Source organism: Vibrio olivae, assembly GCF_042428525.1.
Taxonomy (GTDB): Bacteria; Pseudomonadota; Gammaproteobacteria; order Enterobacterales; family Vibrionaceae; genus Vibrio; species Vibrio olivae.
This window is the reverse complement of the sequence record NZ_JBHMEP010000002.1, coordinates 588,458-607,667: the sequence shown is the minus strand read 5'-3', so window position 1 is coordinate 607,667 and position 19,210 is coordinate 588,458. Positions and strand designations below refer to the sequence as shown.

The 19,210-nt window shown below is 45.5% G+C and carries 18 protein-coding genes; 7 read left to right on the top strand and 11 right to left on the bottom strand.

What is annotated here, in order from left to right; genetic code table 11:
• Positions 1-110: 110 nt before the first annotated feature.
• The 7 genes from ACFFUV_RS12640 to rbsD form a co-directional block, all read right to left on the bottom strand.
• Positions 111-1,286 (bottom strand): lytic polysaccharide monooxygenase, encoded by a 1,176-nt coding sequence (locus ACFFUV_RS12640; RefSeq protein ID WP_390193192.1) that lies wholly within the window; start codon positions 1,284-1,286, stop codon positions 111-113.
• A gap of 234 nt (positions 1,287-1,520) precedes the next feature.
• On the bottom strand, positions 1,521-2,528 hold the full coding sequence (locus ACFFUV_RS12635) for a substrate-binding domain-containing protein (RefSeq protein WP_390193188.1): 1,008 nt from the start codon (positions 2,526-2,528) through the stop codon (positions 1,521-1,523).
• 26 nt (positions 2,529-2,554) lie between these two features.
• Positions 2,555-3,475 carry a ribokinase gene (gene rbsK / locus ACFFUV_RS12630; RefSeq protein ID WP_390193185.1) on the bottom strand — a complete coding sequence of 307 codons (921 nt, stop codon included), beginning with the start codon at positions 3,473-3,475 and terminating at the stop codon, positions 2,555-2,557.
• A 107-nt stretch (positions 3,476-3,582) separates the two neighbouring features.
• Positions 3,583-4,461 (bottom strand): ribose ABC transporter substrate-binding protein RbsB, encoded by an 879-nt coding sequence (gene rbsB / locus ACFFUV_RS12625; protein WP_390193182.1) that lies wholly within the window; start codon positions 4,459-4,461, stop codon positions 3,583-3,585.
• Positions 4,462-4,523: 62 nt separating this feature from the next.
• Positions 4,524-5,507, bottom strand: coding sequence for a ribose ABC transporter permease (gene rbsC, locus ACFFUV_RS12620; RefSeq protein ID WP_390193179.1), 984 nt, complete (start codon positions 5,505-5,507; stop codon positions 4,524-4,526).
• Positions 5,504-7,009, bottom strand: a complete 1,506-nt coding sequence (rbsA, locus tag ACFFUV_RS12615; RefSeq protein WP_390193176.1) for a ribose ABC transporter ATP-binding protein RbsA — start codon at positions 7,007-7,009, stop codon at positions 5,504-5,506. The genes rbsC and rbsA overlap by 4 nt, the downstream gene beginning before the upstream one ends.
• A 20-nt stretch (positions 7,010-7,029) precedes the next feature.
• Positions 7,030-7,440 carry a D-ribose pyranase gene (gene rbsD / locus ACFFUV_RS12610; protein WP_390193174.1) on the bottom strand — a complete coding sequence of 137 codons (411 nt, stop codon included), beginning with the start codon at positions 7,438-7,440 and terminating at the stop codon, positions 7,030-7,032.
• A gap of 766 nt (positions 7,441-8,206) precedes the next feature.
• Here rbsD and ACFFUV_RS12605 point away from each other — a divergent pair.
• Positions 8,207-8,758, top strand: a complete 552-nt coding sequence (locus ACFFUV_RS12605) for an MSHA operon transcriptional regulator (RefSeq protein ID WP_390193172.1) — start codon at positions 8,207-8,209, stop codon at positions 8,756-8,758.
• Between the two features lie 72 nt (positions 8,759-8,830).
• Here ACFFUV_RS12605 and ACFFUV_RS12600 read toward each other — a convergent pair whose 3' ends face one another.
• Complete coding sequence (locus ACFFUV_RS12600; RefSeq protein WP_390193170.1) at positions 8,831-9,607, bottom strand: substrate-binding periplasmic protein; 777 nt, start codon at positions 9,605-9,607, stop codon at positions 8,831-8,833.
• 221 nt (positions 9,608-9,828) lie between these two features.
• On the opposite strand from ACFFUV_RS12600, the gene ACFFUV_RS12595 reads away from it, so the two are divergent.
• The 3 genes from ACFFUV_RS12595 (at position 9,829) to ACFFUV_RS12585 (ending at position 10,941) form a co-directional block, all read left to right on the top strand.
• Positions 9,829-10,092 carry a hypothetical protein gene (locus tag ACFFUV_RS12595; RefSeq protein ID WP_390193167.1) on the top strand — a complete coding sequence of 88 codons (264 nt, stop codon included), beginning with the start codon at positions 9,829-9,831 and terminating at the stop codon, positions 10,090-10,092.
• Between the two features lie 113 nt (positions 10,093-10,205).
• Positions 10,206-10,619 carry a VOC family protein gene (locus tag ACFFUV_RS12590; protein ID WP_390193164.1) on the top strand — a complete coding sequence of 138 codons (414 nt, stop codon included), beginning with the start codon at positions 10,206-10,208 and terminating at the stop codon, positions 10,617-10,619.
• Positions 10,620-10,686: 67 nt separating this feature from the next.
• The gene (locus tag ACFFUV_RS12585) at positions 10,687-10,941 is read left to right on the top strand and encodes a Rho-binding antiterminator (RefSeq protein WP_390193161.1); all 255 of its coding nucleotides are present in this window, start codon (positions 10,687-10,689) and stop codon (positions 10,939-10,941) included.
• Between the two features lie 53 nt (positions 10,942-10,994).
• Here ACFFUV_RS12585 and ACFFUV_RS12580 read toward each other — a convergent pair whose 3' ends face one another.
• A complete protein-coding gene (locus ACFFUV_RS12580; protein WP_390193159.1) occupies positions 10,995-12,851 on the bottom strand; it encodes a M4 family metallopeptidase in 1,857 nt (618 codons plus the stop codon).
• Between the two features lie 380 nt (positions 12,852-13,231).
• Positions 13,232-13,792 (bottom strand): aldolase/citrate lyase/malate synthase family protein, encoded by a 561-nt coding sequence (locus ACFFUV_RS12575; RefSeq protein WP_390193157.1) that lies wholly within the window; start codon positions 13,790-13,792, stop codon positions 13,232-13,234.
• 149 nt (positions 13,793-13,941) lie between these two features.
• Here ACFFUV_RS12575 and ACFFUV_RS12570 point away from each other — a divergent pair, with 149 nt between their 5' ends.
• Positions 13,942-15,468 carry a DUF3612 domain-containing protein gene (locus tag ACFFUV_RS12570; protein ID WP_390193156.1) on the top strand — a complete coding sequence of 509 codons (1,527 nt, stop codon included), beginning with the start codon at positions 13,942-13,944 and terminating at the stop codon, positions 15,466-15,468.
• A gap of 306 nt (positions 15,469-15,774) precedes the next feature.
• On the opposite strand, the gene ACFFUV_RS12565 is transcribed toward ACFFUV_RS12570, so the two are convergent.
• Entirely contained in the window at positions 15,775-17,163 is a 1,389-nt protein-coding gene (locus ACFFUV_RS12565) for a diguanylate cyclase domain-containing protein (protein WP_390193153.1), read from the bottom strand.
• A 196-nt stretch (positions 17,164-17,359) separates the two neighbouring features.
• Here ACFFUV_RS12565 and ACFFUV_RS12560 point away from each other — a divergent pair, with 196 nt between their 5' ends.
• Entirely contained in the window at positions 17,360-17,965 is a 606-nt protein-coding gene (locus ACFFUV_RS12560) for an alpha-ketoglutarate-dependent dioxygenase AlkB family protein (protein WP_390193151.1), read from the top strand.
• A gap of 127 nt (positions 17,966-18,092) precedes the next feature.
• Complete coding sequence (locus ACFFUV_RS12555) at positions 18,093-19,187, top strand: DUF3541 domain-containing protein (RefSeq protein WP_390193149.1); 1,095 nt, start codon at positions 18,093-18,095, stop codon at positions 19,185-19,187.
• Positions 19,188-19,210: the final 23 nt, after the last annotated feature.

Sequence of the window (19,210 nt, the reverse complement as noted above, 5' to 3'; positions counted from 1 at the left end):
GTTTGACCATTATACTCCCCCAGATACATCCTTTTGCCACCTGGAAACAGGTGGCTTTTTTCGATATTAACGTCAGGGCGGCGCCGAAGCACCACCCCATATGGTTATCGCTAGCGCCAAACGCCCCATTGCCCTGTTGTTCCCGGCTCTTCGCCACGTGTCCACCACTGTGCCGTCCAGCTTTGTCCATCGTGGATTACCACGTCTCCCACATCATATATGACATCAGCTTGCCATAAGTTATCGACTTGCGTTGGTGGCTGGTCTTGTTTTATTAAAGAAAGTTGATAACTGAAAAGAGCATCTGGAGCATGCACTTGGTTTGCGTAAAGGTTCTCGCTATCGAACATATAATGTTGCATCGATTCACTCCAAATACCGATAACCCAACCCTTGTTATCTTGGTTAAACTGCGCCGCAAGTTCTGGCCCCCAAGTGTTGAGGTTGGTGTTAGATATCATCATCGTTAGGTCACGAATTTCATTGCCGTCACGGTCGAAACTGCGAAAACGCACGGTATCGCCAACCTCCGCGGGGCCAAACCCTGTCTCCACAAATTGACCCAATGCCGTTAATTCTTGGCTTTCAACTGGAGGCTCTGTGGGAACCGTTGGAATGCTGCTATCTCCATCCGCGCTAAAAGTAATGTCGCTACAGTTATAAAACCCTTCTCCAGCTGGGTCGACACGCTGCCAACGAGTCAAGAGTACCGCGTCCCCCGTGCGCTGCGAAGGCAGTGTTACCTTGATTCGGTACTTTTTATCACTTCCAGCTTCGACGTTTTGCGCCTCACCAATCTGTTCCAAATCATTCCACGTAAGGGGAGTAAATCCATCATAGTTGGGTGTAGTGAGATAAAATTGCCAATACGAGGGGTTATGAACCGCGGTAGCGTTAAAGACCAGTTCAATTTGTTGATTTTCATCTAACGTTATTGCAGTTTTTTGCCAATCTGGCGAAGGGATATTCAACCCCGATTTCGCAGGGTCAGCCGCAGAACAAAGCTGACCATCCACCACAACCGCTTTCACGGCATCCATATCGTTATAACTGGCCACGTTCGCAGAAACTTCATTACGCTGCACAAACGGATAGGCTCCCGATAGATCATAAGCATTTTGACACGCGGCATTCGGAATGGTGTTATCCCAAAAACCCCCGTCTAAAAAGCAGATATTTTGTCGAGCACTGGGAAACTCGACCCACCCATGAGCCTGAACTTGAACACCGGAGAGCGCAGCATAAACTGCAGCACCTAGCACACTGGAGATATATAACTGTTTCATTATTATTCCTTTTTTGACTGACTAACAATTCACTGGCTTCACGCCATGCACTTAAGCTAGCAACTGCTGCTTAAATGAAAGTAAAAATCGCATCATTCACGCTAAGGAAATAATCAAAATGCCATATTGTTTCCAGCACCAACTCAAGCGTTACGTATAACGACATATCGCTTCGAGTCACTTCAAAATATTTCAGCTTTGAGCTGTTAGGAACGAGACCAGCACTTTGCTGGTCTAATAATTGATAGGCATTACACTGCTACGCTCAACTAGGGTGGGCTCAAGCTGAACCATCTGAGTTTCGCCATCTGGCTGCTCCAGCCTTTTCAGTAGCGCTTCAACCGCCGCTTTGCCCAAACGGTATTTCGGTTGATGAATGGTTGTGAGGGACGGGGTCATAAACTTAGCAATATGCACATCATCGTATCCAATCATTGATACATCATCAGGAATACTGACACCCAGTTCGTTCGCGGCGTTAATGGCTCCCATTGCCATCATGTCATTACAAACAAACAGTGCGCTAGGCAAATTGCCTCTTTCATACAACTGCTTAAAGCATTGATAGCCCCCTTCACACTCAAAGTCACCTTCTAAGATCCAGTCGGCATTAAACCCAAGCCCAGCTTCATTCATGGCTCGCTTGTAACCTTCGTAGCGCATCTGCGCCTGATGTTTAATTAAAGGCCCTGTAATACAGCCAATATCACGATGACCTGCCTCAATCAAATACTTGGTAGCCATGTAGCCACCTTGCAGTGAATTATCTTGAATTTTGTCACTGCTAAACAACATCGGGCCCCAATCCATAACGACGATCGGGATGTCTGGATAACGTTCAAAAATATCAATACGCTCTCCGACTAAGGTCGAGCACATCAGGAGCAATCCATCTACCCGTTTTTGGAGCAAGGTATCAATAGAAGCACGCATTCGCTGCGAATCACCTTCAGTATTACAGAGTACTAAGTTGTAACCTTGGTGATAACAACTGCGCTCTACCCCCTTCACCACTTCACCGAAAAAGGGGTTGGTTGAAGTGGTCACTAACATACCGATGGTTTTGGTACGATTCATTTTAAGACTGCGCGCCAACGCGGAAGGCGCATAATTCAGATCTTGGGCGGCGCGATTGACTTTGTCAGCGATCTCTTCACTGACAAAGCGCGTTTTATTAATGACATGACTTACCGTGGACGTTGACACTCCGGCAAGCTTTGCAATGTCTTTCATTGTTGCCACAGGTCACTCCTTTTCCCTAGCAAAGATTAGCTGTGCTGTTGCAAAAACTCATCCACTTCAATGCGGCTAGGAATGGACGTTTGAGCGCCAAATCGAGTTACCGATAACGCCGCCGCCGCATGAGCGAACTTAATTGCTGATTCTAAAGACAAACCTTCCAATAAACCAGTCACAAATGCGCCGTTAAACGTGTCGCCCGCAGCGGTGGTATCCACGGCATCCACTCGAAAGCCGGTGATCAGTTGCCCTTGTTGTGACTGACTTAACCACACGCCTTTGGCACCTAACGTAATCATCACCGTCGCAATGCCTTTCGCATGCAGTGCATTGGCCGCACGCTGCGCAGTGACATCATCATTCACTTCAATCCCGGTCAGCACTTGGGCCTCGGTTTCATTCGGCGTAATAATGTCGATACAACTTAATAATTCATCAGACAACACGCAGGCTGGCGCGGGGTTCAAAATCACTTGAGTCTCCCCTTTTTTAGCGGCTCTGGCCGCACTTTCAATGCCGTCTATTGGGGTCTCTAACTGCATCAAAAGATAATCCGCTTGCTGGATACGAGGTAAATATTCTTCGATGGCGTTTGAGGTTAATTTGGCATTGGCCTCCGCTGAGATACAAATGGTATTTTCTCCGCTCTGATTGACCTGAATCATCGCAATACCTGTTGGGCAGTTGGGCGCCATTTTGATGGCTGACACATCCATGCCATCGTATTTAAAGCTTTCGCGAATATTAATGCCAAACGAATCGTCACCGATACTGGCAATAAAGCCAATATCCGCGTTAAGCCGCGCCGCCGCGACCGCCTGGTTTGCCCCTTTGCCTCCGGGAATCACTTGATAATTTTGGCCATGTAATGTCTCACCGGGGCGAGGAAAAGAAGGCACCTGAAGAACATGATCGGCGTTTACACTACCTAGTACAACTAGCTTGTTCATACAATAATCCTCGGCTAACTAGCCTTATTTCACAGCAAATGGAGATAGCTTTATTCACGGTGTCGTGAATAAAGCTATCTGCCCTCCTAACGAGGGCAGAAGCGTGATTATTCTGTCACCACTTTTAACGGTACCGGAATGTATTCTTCAACACTCTCACCTTTTAGCACTTTATCTGCTGTCTCCACGCCCAATGCACCGATAAGATCAGGTTGCTGAGCAATGGTAGCGGCCAACTTGCCTCGTTTCACAGCAGCGATCCCATCTTTGGTCCCATCAAAGCCTACGATAGTAATGTCTTTCCCCGCAGCTTGAACGGCGCGCAGCGCACCAAGCGCCATTTCATCATTCTGAGCAAACACCGCTTGCGCATCTGGATTGGCTGCCAGTAAGTTTTCCATGACGTTAAGCCCTTTAGTACGGTCAAAATCGGCAGGTTGACTGGCCAGTAACGTCATTTCACTGCTGCTGACTGCATTCATAAAGCCCTCACCACGCTCACGTGCCGCCGAGGTTCCCGCAATCCCTTCAAGTTGAATGACTTTGGCTTTTTCACCCACTTTCTCCATAATGAAATGACCCGCCATTTCACCACCAATCACGTTATCCGACGCGATATGACTGACCACCTCACCACGACGAGCTCCGCGATCTAACGTCAATACCGGAATACCTGCACGATTGGCCATACGAATCGCATTCGATACGGCATCTGTATCAGTAGGATTGATCAAAATCGCTTTAACACCACGAACTGTCAAATCCTCTACATTCGACAGCTCTTTGCTCGGATCGTTTTGTGAATCAAGCACAATCAAGTTGTAACCTAACTCTTTCGCCTTAGCTTCTGCCCCATCTTTCATGGTGACAAAGAACGGGTTGTTAAGCGTCGACAATACTATCGCCATGGTATCCTGTGCTTGGGCAGCAACCGATACCGTAGATGAAAGTAAAGCGGCAGAGATCAAAGTGGTCAGTTTTTTCATCGTTATCGTCCTTTTCAGGGAGGGTTGGGGAGGCTGACTCTTTGGTCAGCCCTGTTTGTTGTTTATTTGTTTTTGTTGTCGACCATCACAGCCAGCAAAATTACGGCAGCTTTGGCAATCATCTGGTAGTACGACGAGACGTCGAGCAAGTTAAGCGCATTATTGAGAAAGCCAATGATCAGCGCACCGATAAGCGTGCCCATAATCCGACCTTTGCCGCCCATCAAACTGGTGCCGCCAAGGACAACTGCAGCGATAGCATCAAGCTCATAGCCCATACCTGCTGTAGGCTGCGCTGACGACAAGCGGGACGTTACGATAATGCCAGCAAGTGCTGATAACATGCCGCATATGGCATAAACACCAATTTTGATGCGATCAACATTAATACCGGATAAACGGGTTGCTGACTCATTCCCGCCCAAGGCGTAGATATAGCGTCCAAAACGCGTTTGGTTGAGTAAGTACCACGCTGCGCCAAACACAACGACCATCAACCACACGGGGACAGGAATACCTAAGGCGTAACCAGTACCAAACCACGCAAATGCATCTGCGGTATCGGTAAACCCTGTAGAAATGGGGCGACCATCGGTATATACCATAGTGACACCGCGAAGCAGCGTCATCGTCACCAAGGTCGCGATAAAGGCTTGCACCTTACCTTTAGCGATGATGGTACCGCTCAACGCCCCCAGCGCTGCGCCGGCAAGCAAAGTCAGTGGAACCGCAATGAATACCGACATTTCTAGGCCAATCATACTTGCCGCAAGCGCACCACATAACGCAAGTACCGAACCGACACTCAAATCAATACCTGCGGTCAAAATAACCAACGTCATCCCAACTGCGATAATGGCATTGATCGAAGTTTGGCGCAGAATGTTGAGTAGGTTATCCACCGTAAAGAAGTTCGCGTTTAAAAATGACACCACCACAATCAGAAAGATTAAAGCGATGAGCGATTTCTGTTCGATCAACCAAGCTTTGCTCGGCCATTTATTGGAAGAAACCTGGGGCGTTTTATTCATTGTATTGGTACTCATGCTGCTACCTCGTCATGCGATTTACCTACTGCGCAGGCAAGTAAAGTTTCTTGGTCGGCCTGTTTGGCATCAAACTCACCGCTAATTCTGCCTTCATGCATCACGATAATTCGATCGCTCATGCCAAGCACTTCTGGCATTTCTGATGACACCAAAATGATGCTCATACCACTGGCTTTAAACTGGTTAATCAGTTGATAGATCTCTTTTTTTGCGCCGACATCGACACCACGAGTCGGTTCATCCAAAATCAAAACTTTAGGGGTTGTCATCAGCCCTTTTGCAATTGCTACCTTTTGCTGATTACCCCCGGAGAGGTTACCGATTATTTGGTCACGATTTGGCGTTTTGATATTGAAGACTTTGATAAAGTCATCCACCGCGAGCAGCTCTTGCTGATGCTGAATTTGAATGCCGTTAGAGAGACGATTGAGCGCACACAGAGACATGTTCTCTTTCACGGACAATCCAAGAACTAACCCATCGCCTTTACGATCCTCAGAAATGTAGGCAATACCGCTTCGCACGCCATCTTCCGGTGAGTTGAGGGTCAGCACTTGGCCTTCTAAGGTAATGTGCCCGCGTTCACTGGGTAGCGCGCCATAAATCACTTTCATTAATTCGGTGCGCCCCGCCCCCATTAAGCCTGACACACCTAGAATCTCACCGTGCTTGAGGCTGAACGACACGTCATGCACACCAGACCCCGTTAAATTGGTCACTTCAAGGCAAATATCGCCATTTTTGACATCAATTCGTGGGTACTGATCTTCCAGTTTGCGCCCAACCATCATCTCGATGAGGCCATCTTCATGTGTCTCCGCGACTGAGCATTCGCCAATGAACTTGCCGTCACGCAACACTGTAATGTCGTCACAAATTTCAAAGATCTCTTTGAGTCGGTGGGAAATATAAACAATGCCACACCCCTGACTACGCAACTCATCAATCACGTTAAACAACGATGCTGTTTCGGTATCAGTCAAAGCATCGGTTGGCTCATCCATAATGATCACTTTAGATTCAAAGGAGAGTGCCTTGGCGATTTCCACCATTTGTTGCTCACCAAGGCTCAGTTCACCTAGCGGGGTTTTAGCACTGCGTTTGACATTGAGACGAGCCAGTAGAGCGTCCGCTTCTCGATACATCTGATTCCATAGAATCTTGCCAAACGCGTTGGTTTTTTCTCGGCCAAGGAAAATATTCTCTGCAATGGTCAATTCAGCAATAAGATTGAGTTCTTGGTGAATAATACTGATGCCCGCCTGCTGAGAATCACGAGGGCCTTGAAATGCGGCTGGTCGTCCTTGATAGCGGATTTCGCCGCCATCAAGTGTGTAAATACCCGTTAATACTTTCATTAACGTCGATTTCCCAGCGCCATTTTCACCCATCAGCGCCATGACACGTCCGGGATAGACATTTAAGCTGGCTTTATCGAGCGCTTTAACTCCGGGAAAAGACTTTTCGATGTCGCTGAGCTGTAAAATTGCATCACTCATAACGGTTCCTCTCAGTCGAGTTAAAACACAACGCCAGATTGAAAAATGACGTTGGCATACGGGCTACACTCACCGGTGCGAACAACTGCCTTACTCTGTGCCGTACGCGACTTAAATTGCTCGTGGCTGACATACTCAATGTGGATAGGTTGCGTGGTGGATTGCTCAATCAACGCTAATAGCGATTGATGAAGTTGAGGATTTTTGGTTTTGATCTCTTCGGCTAAAACGATGCCTTCGATCTGCGCCTCACTCAGCCAAACCTTGACGGTTTCCAAGAAGGTAGGAACGCCTAAAGTGAGAGCTAAATCAATACGTTGAGTCGAGTCAGGAATCGGCAGTCCCGCATCACCAAACGTGACTTCATCGGTGTGCCCTAGCGTAGAAACTAGGTGGGATAAATGGGAATTTATCAACGCACTTTTTTTCATTTTCCGACCTCAAGTTGCAGTTAATGGATACATTCAAATGCTTTATTTTTCGAAATCTAAGCAAATATTTTTATTATTTATAACGCCATCGAAACGTTTCGATGAATGCTAACGATAAATTTATTTTTTGCATTAGGGCAAAGATTGAACTGTGAGTTTGATCATTTGAATCGGTTTTGAGCCAACAAATTTAGTGAGCAGTATCACCTCGTTTTGTTGGAAAATTATGTCGCGAAGATCGAAAAGAGAATGTGGAAATGAAAATTAACACTGTCTTGAAATAGCGATGAGGAACACTGATAAAGTGCGCGCTAATTAACATTAATCTCAGTGAAGTTTTGGGAGCATATCACTGTGACATCACAGAGATTACCTTTCATCAAAGTGATTGAAATAAGCCGTAAATAGAGACCAATAGACAGCGTAGAAACTACGCTATAATTGGGCCTTAAGCCAAAGTGGGCATAGCAAACACACCAAGCTTGAGGGCTAAATAAGGTCATACGTCCCTATGAATCATCGTCGATAACTCGCAGATTAGACGATAATAATGACATTTTTCATGATAACGGCGACTTAACCAGCGGTTGAGGTAGTAACCAACGTATGTTTTCACTACAATGGGCAAAGTTTAGCTTATGCTGAATTAAGCAACACCCAGCTGCCGACTTTCAGTTGCCTAGTGTTATATCGATGAGAACAATCTAAATAGGCCATCGATAAAATTCATTATGTCTAAGACCGAATAACATTTGTGTATTGATCAATGGACCAAGATAAATTTACTAATATTTACCGCCTGCCAAATGCGCTTCAAGTGCGCATTGGTCAGTGGCAAAAAACACTGAAAGGGACCTCGGATATTGTATTGCATCAAGCGTTACAAGAGCGCAATCAATATTTCCGTCGAACTAAGAACTGGTTCCCATCAGGTTGGAATGTCGCTTTATTTGATGAGAAAGATTTTTCCATCACTGAGCATGGCAAATATATCCAGACAGCAATGCGGACGATGATCGACCGTAAAGTCTCTTATAAGCGTGTTTATTTGTCGCGAGTGCCACTTGATGAGGCGATGCCAAAACTGGTTAAGTACAAGCAAGAGTGGTTGGCTAAACACAATCGCATTGCTCGTAAATATAACCAAATAAAGAAAAAACAGTTTATGCGTTTTGCCACCGAAGAGGTCGAAACGTTATATCCTTCTATTCCCAAAGGAGAATTTGATAAAGCCCTTTGGAATAAACTTGTGGTTCAAGACTTAGGGCCGGCGAAAAAATATGATAATCCATACTTTGTGAAAAAATCTGTTTTTTAATCGTCAAGCATACCCAACACTAAAACCAATAAAGAAGCCGGCATTCATGTTGGCTTCTTTATTCACCATGACTTACCAATATTGCTCAATAATACGCTGATACTTGGTCATACCATTTTCATCTTCTTCTCGTTTGAGTTGATCCAACCCAGTCTGCAGTAACTCAAGTAATGCCGCATCGGTTTGCTTATTAAACGCATAGTAGAGCTGCCCTTGTTTAAGCAGATAAACTGACTCAAAACTCTCGGGATCGATGCCACTTTGACTCGCCCACCAAAGCGCAGCCGTTTCGTCATAGGCCAGCAGATCAATTCGTTTCTTTTGAAGCTGCTCAGCTAACATCACTACCGATGTCGCTTCTTGTAATGACTCTCTGGGTAAACCCAGCGCCAACAAGCTCTGTTCCCCCACATCATCACGAATCACCCCGATACGATATTTGGCCATCTCCAACGGATTATTAATCTCAATCTTGGCATCTTTACGCGCTAAAACGACCACTTTAATTGGATGAATGGGGCCAACCCATGTAAATAGTGATTCCCGATGAGGCGTTCGAGTTGTTGAGAACAGAACAGAGTTTTCATCCGTTAATGTGGTTCGATAAGAACGCGCCCAAGGCTGCAAAGTAAATTGTGAAGGCTCTAGCGTTTGTCCCACCTCTTTAGCCGCCGCGTAAAGTAAATCGACCGCGTAGCCCGTCACTTGTTGTTGGTGCTGGAAATTCGCTGGCGGGTAATTCGCAGTATAAAAATGAAGCTGTGCTAACTGCGCACCATACGTAACCGTGCTCCAAAAGCCAGTGAGCATACCTCCTACAAGGACTCTGAGCCAGATGCGTTTTTTCATAGCGCCACCCCGTTGGTTTCCTTTCCGTTAAGTGTAACTTGGTCTTTTTAGCTTGTGCTCTACACATAAAGATTTGGTGACTCGATCACAACATGAGATGACTAAAACACACGTTGCAGTCACCCATCGAGTTTTATCCATCTTTTTATCTCATGCTAACGATAAGCTAACAATCAATCTTTAGTATGCCGTGCGTTTACGTAATTAGATAAGGAATAAATATGCGCTGGTTATTGATCCCCCTCGCTTTAGTAGCGACCTTTCCCGCCTATGCGAGTTTAGCTCTTTCTCAAGCCAACATTGATGTTGTCGCCGATTGTATTGAACTGGCTCACCCCAACGTGACGCTCTCGGCAGGTGACTGCTCGCCTTCAGACCAAAACCATAAAAATGATAAAGCATCAAAGCCATCAAAAGCCAAACATGGTAGTAAAGGAAACGCTGGGCACTCCGCATCCCATAAAAAAGCCAAACACCGCCAGTAACATTCATAACCACTTTTTTCACTGAGCGTGACTTTATTCTCAGCATTGGGCGGTTTAACTGTGCACTTTTCACGTTAGACTAAGAGAGAGTATTGATGCAAAAGGACACCGAAATGCTGACTATTAAAGGCCTAGATCATGTGGTTTTTCGTACTTCACAATTGGAAAAAATGCAGCACTTCTACTGTGATATTCTCGGTTGTCCAATTGAGCGAGAACTGCCGCCAGAATTAGGGTTAGTCCAATTACGTGCAGGTAATGCTCTCATTGATATTGTCCCTGTCGACAGTGAACTGGGACGTGCTGGAGGCGATGCGCCATCTCAAAATGGACGTAACGTTGAACATGTGTGCTTACAAGTCGCAGACTTGAATGAACAGCAAGTTCGTGCGTATCTGCAAACACATGGCATTGAATGCAGCGAGTTTGCTGAGCGTTATGGTGCACAAGGCTTTGGACGTTCGACCTATATTCAAGACCCAGAAGGGAATATTATCGAACTTAAACCCTACATCGACATGGAATAGCCAGCGATTCTCAACGTCATTATTACTCACTATCTCGCATCATAATGTCGCTAACAGGAAGAGGTCGATGCCAAGTTGCCAAGAACATGATTATTTAGAAATTGCCTGTCTTTATCAGCTTCCTATTCGTTTAAAACTAGCATCTGGCGCTATTGTTGAAGGCAAAGCGTTAGATTGTCGTTATGATCGTGTACGGCAGGAAGTATTGATTTTGAAAGGATTGACGGGGGAATTAGAGGTCATAACGGATGATATTCAGACCATGCAAGCTTTAGTGAGCAATCCGCATTTCGGCACCGTTACTTTTATGCAAACAGGCTAAAAAAGGCGTGAGTTAACACGCCTTTCAAGTTCGCTCATGAACGAGGTAATGAATCAGTCAGCACGCAGTGTAACACCTGAGTACGCGCTATAGGCCTGGATCATGATAAAGTAGGTTTCACCTGCTCGTGCATTAATACGGCACTGCTCGTTGTTCCCTGTGACATAAGGTCGGCAATCGTAGCTATTCGACGTCGGTTTCTCGCCCGCTTTTACGTAAAGGTCTGCATCACCTTGCCCACCAGACATTCTCACTGTAACGGCGCTCGAACGGTTCACCGAGAATTTGAAGTAGCGTTGTGATCCTCTACTCCCCTGAAGTCCCGTTACCGGCTCTGATAGTGTCGGAACGTCATCTGGCTGATCCGGCGAAGATCCGCATGCGGCATTCACACCCACTTGGGCAAATGCATTCACGACATCGTCGACATTATATCCGCTGTCATCTGCAGCCTCAGCCACACCACATCCCGCATCATCGAAATTACTGTCCGCTGACCAATAAAGTTGGTTAGCCAGTGCAAAGACTTCAAAGCCCTTACGGACATCCCAGTTGGGCTTGTTGGCAAGCAGATAAAACGCTCGGTTAAAGACACCACTCGAATGGTGAACGTCAATACCGTTGTAATACTGGCTAGCGTTGTCAATCGAACTGCCATCACGTGAAGGTTGTTCGAAATAACGTAAACCGCCAGAGCCTTTGATAATTTCAGCGCCCACTAACCAGTCCACTTGGTTGTCACTCTCTTGGTTGTGACTATTACGATAATACTCAGCCGCTTCTCCGGCAATATCGGAAAACGCTTCGTTAATCCCCCCGGCCATGCCTTCATAAATTAATCCAGAGTTTTGCTCAGTAAAGCCATGACTGACTTCATGAGCACTGACATTCATGTCAACCAAGGGGTAAAAGGTGTTTTGTCCATCACCAAATGTCATCGATGTGCCATTCCAAAACGCATTTTCATAGTTACTGCCATAATGAACCCGCATAACCAATTTCTGAGTCAGTGGTGTGGTATTTAGCCAGTCTCGATACATATCAAACACAACTTTACCGAAGTATTGTGCATCATTGAGCGGTGAGTATGCTCCATTAACGTATTTATAATCATTGTAGTTATCGTCGTTTCCACACGTATAACGATACGCCGAGGCAAGGGTGTCACTGGTACTGCCGTTCAAGTCAACCGTTTTTACTTGATCGGTGTCCATGATGCACGTGGTGCCCGATTTCTCGACAATAAATGCCTCACGGTCTTGGCCATAAATATACTGGCCTGTTTTCTGGTTACCACCAGGGCCATGTCCTTCAACTTCAACATGCGTCAAACCTTGCCAATGCTTGACGATGGCTCCGCTATTGGCATCAATAAAGAAAAATGGCCGCGCTGGTTGCTCGGAGGGTACGAAGAAATTCACCATGTATACCAACTGAGCTTGCTGGTTATCATCAAGGCGAACCATCAACTTCGCGCTATCGTTTTCAGTCGAGAGAGTGCCAGTCAACTGCATTTGGCGCTGATAGTCGCTCTTGGCAATTTGCAGTACCTGTTTATCGTTGAGCTGAGGTTTTACACTCGCGACATCACCACTGATCCCTTGCGCCATGATCCCATACACATCGCCCGCGCCGCTATTGGTTTGTGTCGACACCACCGCAGTATCAAAAACGGGTAATCCCTGATGGGTCTGTTGGTAGCGAATTTTTACTTTGCCGTTTGGCAAGGTCACTCGTTTTACTTCTGCCAACCCGGTATTGACGGGGGCAATACTTTGAGCCTGAGCACTGAGGATATTTTCAAGCACTTGAGTATCGGTGATTTTGATCTTCTGTGCCGCACTGACTGGAAGAGCAAACAGCGTACTCGCTGCTGCAAGATAAACAAACTGACGTTGTAAGTGATTCATTATTATTTCCTTTAGTATTAAAATTTATCCTTTGTTCCTAGATATTGCTAAGGAGTGCTAGTACCACTGAACCAGCTTGAACACGATGCGCATCAAACTGCATAAGAGCAACTTTACACATGAGATTTTTTTTAATACTTGGAAAATATTTATGACGCAGTTTTATCAATTAGATAAATGAGTGAAGGGGTTAATAAAAAATTCATTATTGAAATTAACCAGTTAGGATATATCTATATTTCTATGCGCTTCAAGGTTTACATTAATTTATCAATAGTAAACAGTGAGTTAGATCATTATTATTCAGAATAACGTACTAGAAATAAAATAGTCATCCCCACTCCTATTATCGAAATAAAAATGGGGATAACTAAATCAATTTAATCAATAAAACTATCGACTAACACGTAATCCTCTCGACGTGCAGAGTGGTATTCTTTGGTTTCTCGGCTGACTAAAGGATGCCCTTTAAGATCCCCCTTGAGTAAACTCACCCAATGGCGCATCACAATCGCCCGGCTATCTGGTTGAGGAAAGCGCATGCAGGTTTCGAGCTGCATATCATCAAACCGTGTGACCTCAATACGCCCCGTACCGCCTGGGTGGTCAAGGGTCAATTCTAGGTGGCTGCCCTTTCCATCTCTAAACAGCAGCGATGTTGGCTTTTCCAGTTCCCCGTTGTAGCCGATGAAATGGCTTGGGACGCGCAGCCCTGTGTGTTGGCCATCTTTAAAGAAAGCGACAATATGGCAGTAATCAATCACATAAGCTGCAACGTCTTGGTGGCTCCCCATCGCCAGAGGAAATAAGTTATCGAGCAACTGCTTAGCCCGTTGCTGCTTTTCTTCACTAAACTGCACATTCAACTCTTCTACCGCCATCACCGCCTGCGCAATATAAGGTGTCGTCGTGGGGTGATTATTCCTTGCTAACATATTCATACTTATTCCCTCTGCACTTAAGGTGCTGATATCAATTTGCGAAGTAAACGGCACACCATCTTTAAATTTTGTGACAGCGCTTAATTGCTAGAGTAGTGAATTTTTAACTACAATTTCACAACAAAAATTTTACATTGTGAATTTTACAAATGACGGTTTCAAAGAGCTTAATTCGCCAATCTCATTTTTTGGGAACCAAAATTCGAAATCTGCGCAAGAGAAATCATCTCACGATGGAAGACCTCTCGACGCGTTGTATCCGTATTGACCCAGAATACGCACCGTCTGTGTCTTATCTTTCGATGATCGAACGAGGTAAACGGGTTCCAAGCGTAGACATGTTAGATGTTATCGCCCAAGTGTTTCAAAAAGATCCCGCGTGGTTTCTTGACGATGAGCCAGAGCAATCTGCCATCACACCGGATAAAGGAAATCGTGGAGGTATCAGTGGCATGGCGTTAGAGCCGAGTTTTCTGTTCTCTAACGACATCTTACAAATCGCCATTCCAGAGATGTTATCGCAAACCGGCATTACAGGTCGTCAGTTTGCGCATTTACTGATAAGAGCTCACCAAGAGAGCCACCAAAATCATTTCCCTGATCTGGAACGCTCTGCCGAGGAGGTTGGTCATAAGCAGTTGAATCTTTCGGTGGAGGATTTGATGAAAATGGCTCGCAGTCTAGGCCTGACTATTCGTTGGGTTCAGCGCACGCCTTACGATGTTGTTAATGAGTTAGGTGTATTAGGAAAGCAGCTCGTCACCTCTTTTTTTGAACCTCCCGGCTCAATTTATCTGAATGAAGTACTCAAAAGCTATCCTACCCGGCTTAAGTATGACCTCGCGGTCTACATTGGTCACTGTGTGCTTCACAATAAAGAAGGGTTAAAAAGCGTGCTGTCGGTCGGCTACTCAGCAGAAAACCACTTCGATAACCAGTCCTCTTCCTCGGAACTTAACTCGCAAGATATCCTTCAAGCGTGGCGCGATTTTGAATCAAGCTTTTTTGCTGGCGCTTTGTTGTGTCCTAGACTTCCATTTCGACAGCTACTCGACCGCTGCGGCTACGACATTTCGGTGCACCTTAAGGCCGGGGTTTCACCGTCGGTGGCTATGCGTAGAATGACCGTGGTATCCCCCTACCCACACTGGCATTATTTTGATGCTTATGGTCAAAATAAACTCAAAGCCGTCTATCGAGGCAATGGAATACCTCTGCCTTGGGGTAACATGCGAACAGTCGCGGATCCGTGCCAGCACTGGTCCGTATTTCGCCAATTATCTTCCCCGAACCAAGGTAATTCAGCTCAAATTTCCATCTTGCATGTCGGTGATGAGCCTCGTATTTATTGCTGTGAATCGGTTAATGTCGCAGATGCTGCGGAAAATCAACGAGTATTATGTGCAGGAATCGACCTAAACCCCGCGATTGACGCACAAGGCGGTAATGCTCAAGATATTGCCACCGCATTACAGCAACTGTGTGTTGACCAAGGAGGAATGGCGACCATCCCTCTCGCGATTCAACGGGAATTTACGACCATTGCACGTATTCTAAATATCCATTGGATAGAAAAAGGGGTTGAATCGCCGGCTCGCTTAATTTGCTCACGAGGCGCAGTGTGTCCCAGACAGCCAAGCTGCTATCAGAATTGCGAGTCGGTCACGGGTGAATGAGCAAAAAAAAAGCCAATCGCAAAAAGGCGATTGGCTGTATACATTTGTGAACAAATTTCGGTTCACTAACAACGTCAGTTGGCTAGGTGACCCTCGGCTTAATAAGGGTCAATCTAACTAAAGCACTAAGCGTGCCAACTTTTTAATTAGCGTAAACACATCCAATTCTGTCGACAAAGTAACCAGATACATAAAAACTCAATGCATAGCATAATCTTATTTTGCAAATTAGATGCAAAATGCAAAATAAATCCTTTTGCAATTTGCAGTTTTTCCATTGCGATGGCATCAATACCCTTACTTCCATTACAGATTCGATTTGGAAGATGATTGGGCATTTTTCTCATTTTTTTCGCTATACATACGGTCATCTGCAGCGTGAAGCAAGGCTTCAACATTCTCAAAATGTTCGCGGTAGAGTACACAACCAATACTCACCTTAACGTCGATGATGTGTTGCTGGTAAATAACAGGAGTATGCTCAATGGCTTCTCTGACTTTTTGACAAATCTGGTCAAGCTCTTGGTAATCCGTGATTCTCGGTAATAGCGCGAGAAACTCATCTCCTCCCATTCGGGCGACCAGATCCGAACTTCTTAATACCCCTTTGATCCGTTGGGCACAGGCAATCAATACTTTATCGCCTGCCGCATGCCCATAGAAATCATTGATATGTTTAAATTTATCGACATCCATATTCAAAATACCAAACGAATTATTTGTATCCGCACTGGCTTCTAATTCAGAGAACTGCTTTTCAAGCGAAAACATGAAATATCGTCGATTGGGTAGCGAGGTAAGATCATCATGCAGAGCCCGTTCATCAGCCACTTGATAAAGCCGGAAAACGAAGTAACAAGTAGCAAGAACCATCGCTAGAATTAGATATCCCATCACCCTTACCAAATAACGATGATTCCAGGGTAACTGACTTAATTCATCCTTTTTAACCGCAGCGGCTATCATCCAACTCCCATAAGGGAAGTGAACCGTTTCAGTCGCGAATGCTTGAGCAAAGGTTTGTGGATCACCAAAAAAGATATCTCCCTCTTGCCCTGAAGCATCCCCTCCTCTTACCGCAATATCAAAGCGGTGGCTCATTAACTCAACCCCCGCATCAAGGAATAATGTGCCAAGGGACAGCACTGCACTGCATACTCCCCAATACTGTTGATTTTTTGGTGCATCGGTAAAAATGGGAATTCGCACGATAAGCGAGCGGCCGCCCTGCACTAAATCTACAGGGCCAGAAATCAAAATGCGTTCTAACTCCCGTGCTTGCTGAACCGATTGCCACTGCGCCGGGACACTTCGATAATCCAGCCCAAGAACTTTCTCATTTCCACGCTCGGGATAAACAAATTTGACGATGTCATTCGGCGCAAGACCGATAACTCGAATGTGACGGCTTTGGTGCTTAATTTGTCGTGTCAGTTGCGCCCATAGTTGTACATCATGGTCAGGCGATACGGATACCAATGTGGTCAATGCCGTGAGTATATAAATATCGGACATAACCGAAGCCTCAAGCTGAGCCCGCACGTGTGAGAGCTCTTCACGAGCTCGCTCTTGAAGTCTATCGCGTATGAAGGCTTGCTGATGGCGATTAAGTGTTTCAATCAACACCACTGAAAACGTGGTGAGCGCCAATAAAATAAGCGTTATAAAAATTTGTCTGCGTGTATAACGCTTCATTGAGGTCTCCTGAGAACGGAAAGCATCGTCATTCTCCGTAACGCTCTTTTCATATAAATTAGTGCTGCTTTAGGATTTGATAGTTATATCAATTATATTAGAACAATCTTTAATTCTTGCATCTAGATTGCGGTTAAAGGCATGCTGTTTTCTGAAGGCAGAGTAGATTTTTACACATCAACACAATGGGGGTGCGATGTTATTTGAGCAGCAAGGCGAATGGCTGGATATTGACGACGGTAAACTCTATTGGCATCCTCATTTTTTGGATGCCAATGAGGCAGATGACTTATTTCAAACCTGTTATCAACAGCTGGCATGGCGACAAGAATCCATCACCTTATTTGGCAACTCTGTTCTCCAACCTAGGCTGCAAGCATGGTATGGAGATGCATGTTATCAATATTCTGGTTTAATGATGCAGCCGCTTCCCTGGCCGGACTTTTTACTGACGTTAAAACAGCGATGTGAGGCCATTGCCGACACTTCATTTAATTCAGTCCTTGCGAACTTATATCGCAACGGGCAAGACTCTATGGGTTATCATCAAGATAACGAGCCCGAACTCGGCCACCAGCCGATCATTGCGTCAGTAAGTGTTGGAGAACAAAGGCGCTTTACCTTAAAACATTTAACGACCAAGCAGACATATAACTTGGAGCTCACCCACGGTTCACTGCTGATCATGGCAGGTAATCTCCAGCATTATTGGAAACACGCATTACCGAAAACCCAACGCTTCAATCAGCCGCGTATTAATCTCACCTATCGAAATATCCTGACTTCGAAACACCTTCGCTGAAACTTTAATACAACAAGAAACTCTTACAACCGACTGACACTTGTTCACTCACAGTGCAAGTAGGATAACGGATAAGGTCCTAGTGATAGGCACTGGGACACAGCACGATGCTTTGAGTAATAATAAGATGAGAACACCCACCCGCTTACTCTGCGGTTTATGGCTCGGCCTTTTTGCCTTGCAACCTTTCGCTTCTGTCGAAGAAGCCACTTCGCCGATGACTTATTCCCAGTCTGCCGAAATAATCCGACACACCTACGAAAGCCAACTTTTTAGCCTCAACCCCTATCATGAGGGGCACTATGGGCTTCGAATGCTACGCCAAACTCAAAATCAACAACGTTATCGAACCGCGGTATGGAGTGATATTACTCGTGTCGCTGACAGGCTCAACCAATTTGCCGATGAAGTGAACACACCGGAACAAGTATTACTCTATTCTCAAACACGACTCGCACAATACCGCGACGATGAAGGTGAGCGCAGCCAAAGACGCTACAACGTCACTAAAAACGTACCTGAATACCTCTATTTGGGTATGGATTTACTCAGTGCTCTGGCCAGAGCTGATGAATACGGGTTAAAACACCGACAAGATACTTTGCTGCGTAACACTTTACGCCGTTACGATTTCAGCAAATACGTCACCAGTAAACCTATGATCGAGGCTTGGGGGCCACAACTTGCCAATCAAGTTTATTGGCTGCGTCACCTCGGAGAGCAAGACATCGTTGATGACTTCGTCAATACTTTACGAGCCACTTACCCTGATGAACAAGACTCAGCGTTAACCGCGCAGCAGTATGCGAATAAATTAGATGCGATGACACACCTCATTGTCGCAGATTCTGGGCACTTTCAGACCTCAGTAAAAGAGAGTGACCATCAGTGGATTTATGACTATTTTCGACGCCATATCGATACTATTTTGCTAAGAGCAAAAGAAGATGTCATTGCAGAAGTGGGGATCAGCTTTCTGTTAGCTGGACTAAATGATGATCCCGTTGTCGAAACCACTCGAAAAGCAATTCAAAAATCTATTGATGCAGACAACGGAATGATTCCGTCCTCCACCGGCGATCTCGATCTAAACAAAGGTGAGAACCGTAACGTATTAGCCATTTTATTGCTCGATTGGCAAGGCGTACACCAAATTCCGACGTTAAAGCAATCTCCGAAGGTGTTCGACCAACTGCCTTACGGCTTACAAGCCAAGTCTTAACGACGTATGTGTCTGAAAGCCAA

Bases quoted from the DNA above. Each gene is read 5' to 3' on its own strand.
- ACFFUV_RS12595 (WP_390193167.1), top strand. From the start codon at position 9,829: ATGCGCTGGTTATTGATCCCCCTCGCTTTAGTAGCGACCTTTCCCGCC.
- ACFFUV_RS12580 (WP_390193159.1), bottom strand. From the start codon at position 12,851: ATGAATCACTTACAACGTCAGTTTGTTTATCTTGCAGCAGCGAGTACG.
- rbsA (WP_390193176.1), bottom strand. From the start codon at position 7,009: ATGAGTGATGCAATTTTACAGCTCAGCGACATCGAAAAGTCTTTTCCC.
- rbsB (WP_390193182.1), bottom strand. From the start codon at position 4,461: ATGAAAAAACTGACCACTTTGATCTCTGCCGCTTTACTTTCATCTACG.
- ACFFUV_RS12600 (WP_390193170.1), bottom strand. From the start codon at position 9,607: ATGAAAAAACGCATCTGGCTCAGAGTCCTTGTAGGAGGTATGCTCACT.
- rbsK (WP_390193185.1), bottom strand. From the start codon at position 3,475: ATGAACAAGCTAGTTGTACTAGGTAGTGTAAACGCCGATCATGTTCTT.
- ACFFUV_RS12575 (WP_390193157.1), bottom strand. From the start codon at position 13,792: ATGAATATGTTAGCAAGGAATAATCACCCCACGACGACACCTTATATT.
- rbsC (WP_390193179.1), bottom strand. From the start codon at position 5,507: ATGAGTACCAATACAATGAATAAAACGCCCCAGGTTTCTTCCAATAAA.
- rbsD (WP_390193174.1), bottom strand. From the start codon at position 7,440: ATGAAAAAAAGTGCGTTGATAAATTCCCATTTATCCCACCTAGTTTCT.
- ACFFUV_RS12560 (WP_390193151.1), top strand. From the start codon at position 17,360: ATGTTATTTGAGCAGCAAGGCGAATGGCTGGATATTGACGACGGTAAA.
- ACFFUV_RS12590 (WP_390193164.1), top strand. From the start codon at position 10,206: ATGCTGACTATTAAAGGCCTAGATCATGTGGTTTTTCGTACTTCACAA.
- ACFFUV_RS12640 (WP_390193192.1), bottom strand. From the start codon at position 1,286: ATGAAACAGTTATATATCTCCAGTGTGCTAGGTGCTGCAGTTTATGCT.
- ACFFUV_RS12585 (WP_390193161.1), top strand. From the start codon at position 10,687: ATGCCAAGTTGCCAAGAACATGATTATTTAGAAATTGCCTGTCTTTAT.
- ACFFUV_RS12555 (WP_390193149.1), top strand. From the start codon at position 18,093: ATGAGAACACCCACCCGCTTACTCTGCGGTTTATGGCTCGGCCTTTTT.
- ACFFUV_RS12565 (WP_390193153.1), bottom strand. From the start codon at position 17,163: ATGAAGCGTTATACACGCAGACAAATTTTTATAACGCTTATTTTATTG.
- ACFFUV_RS12605 (WP_390193172.1), top strand. From the start codon at position 8,207: ATGGACCAAGATAAATTTACTAATATTTACCGCCTGCCAAATGCGCTT.
- ACFFUV_RS12570 (WP_390193156.1), top strand. From the start codon at position 13,942: ATGACGGTTTCAAAGAGCTTAATTCGCCAATCTCATTTTTTGGGAACC.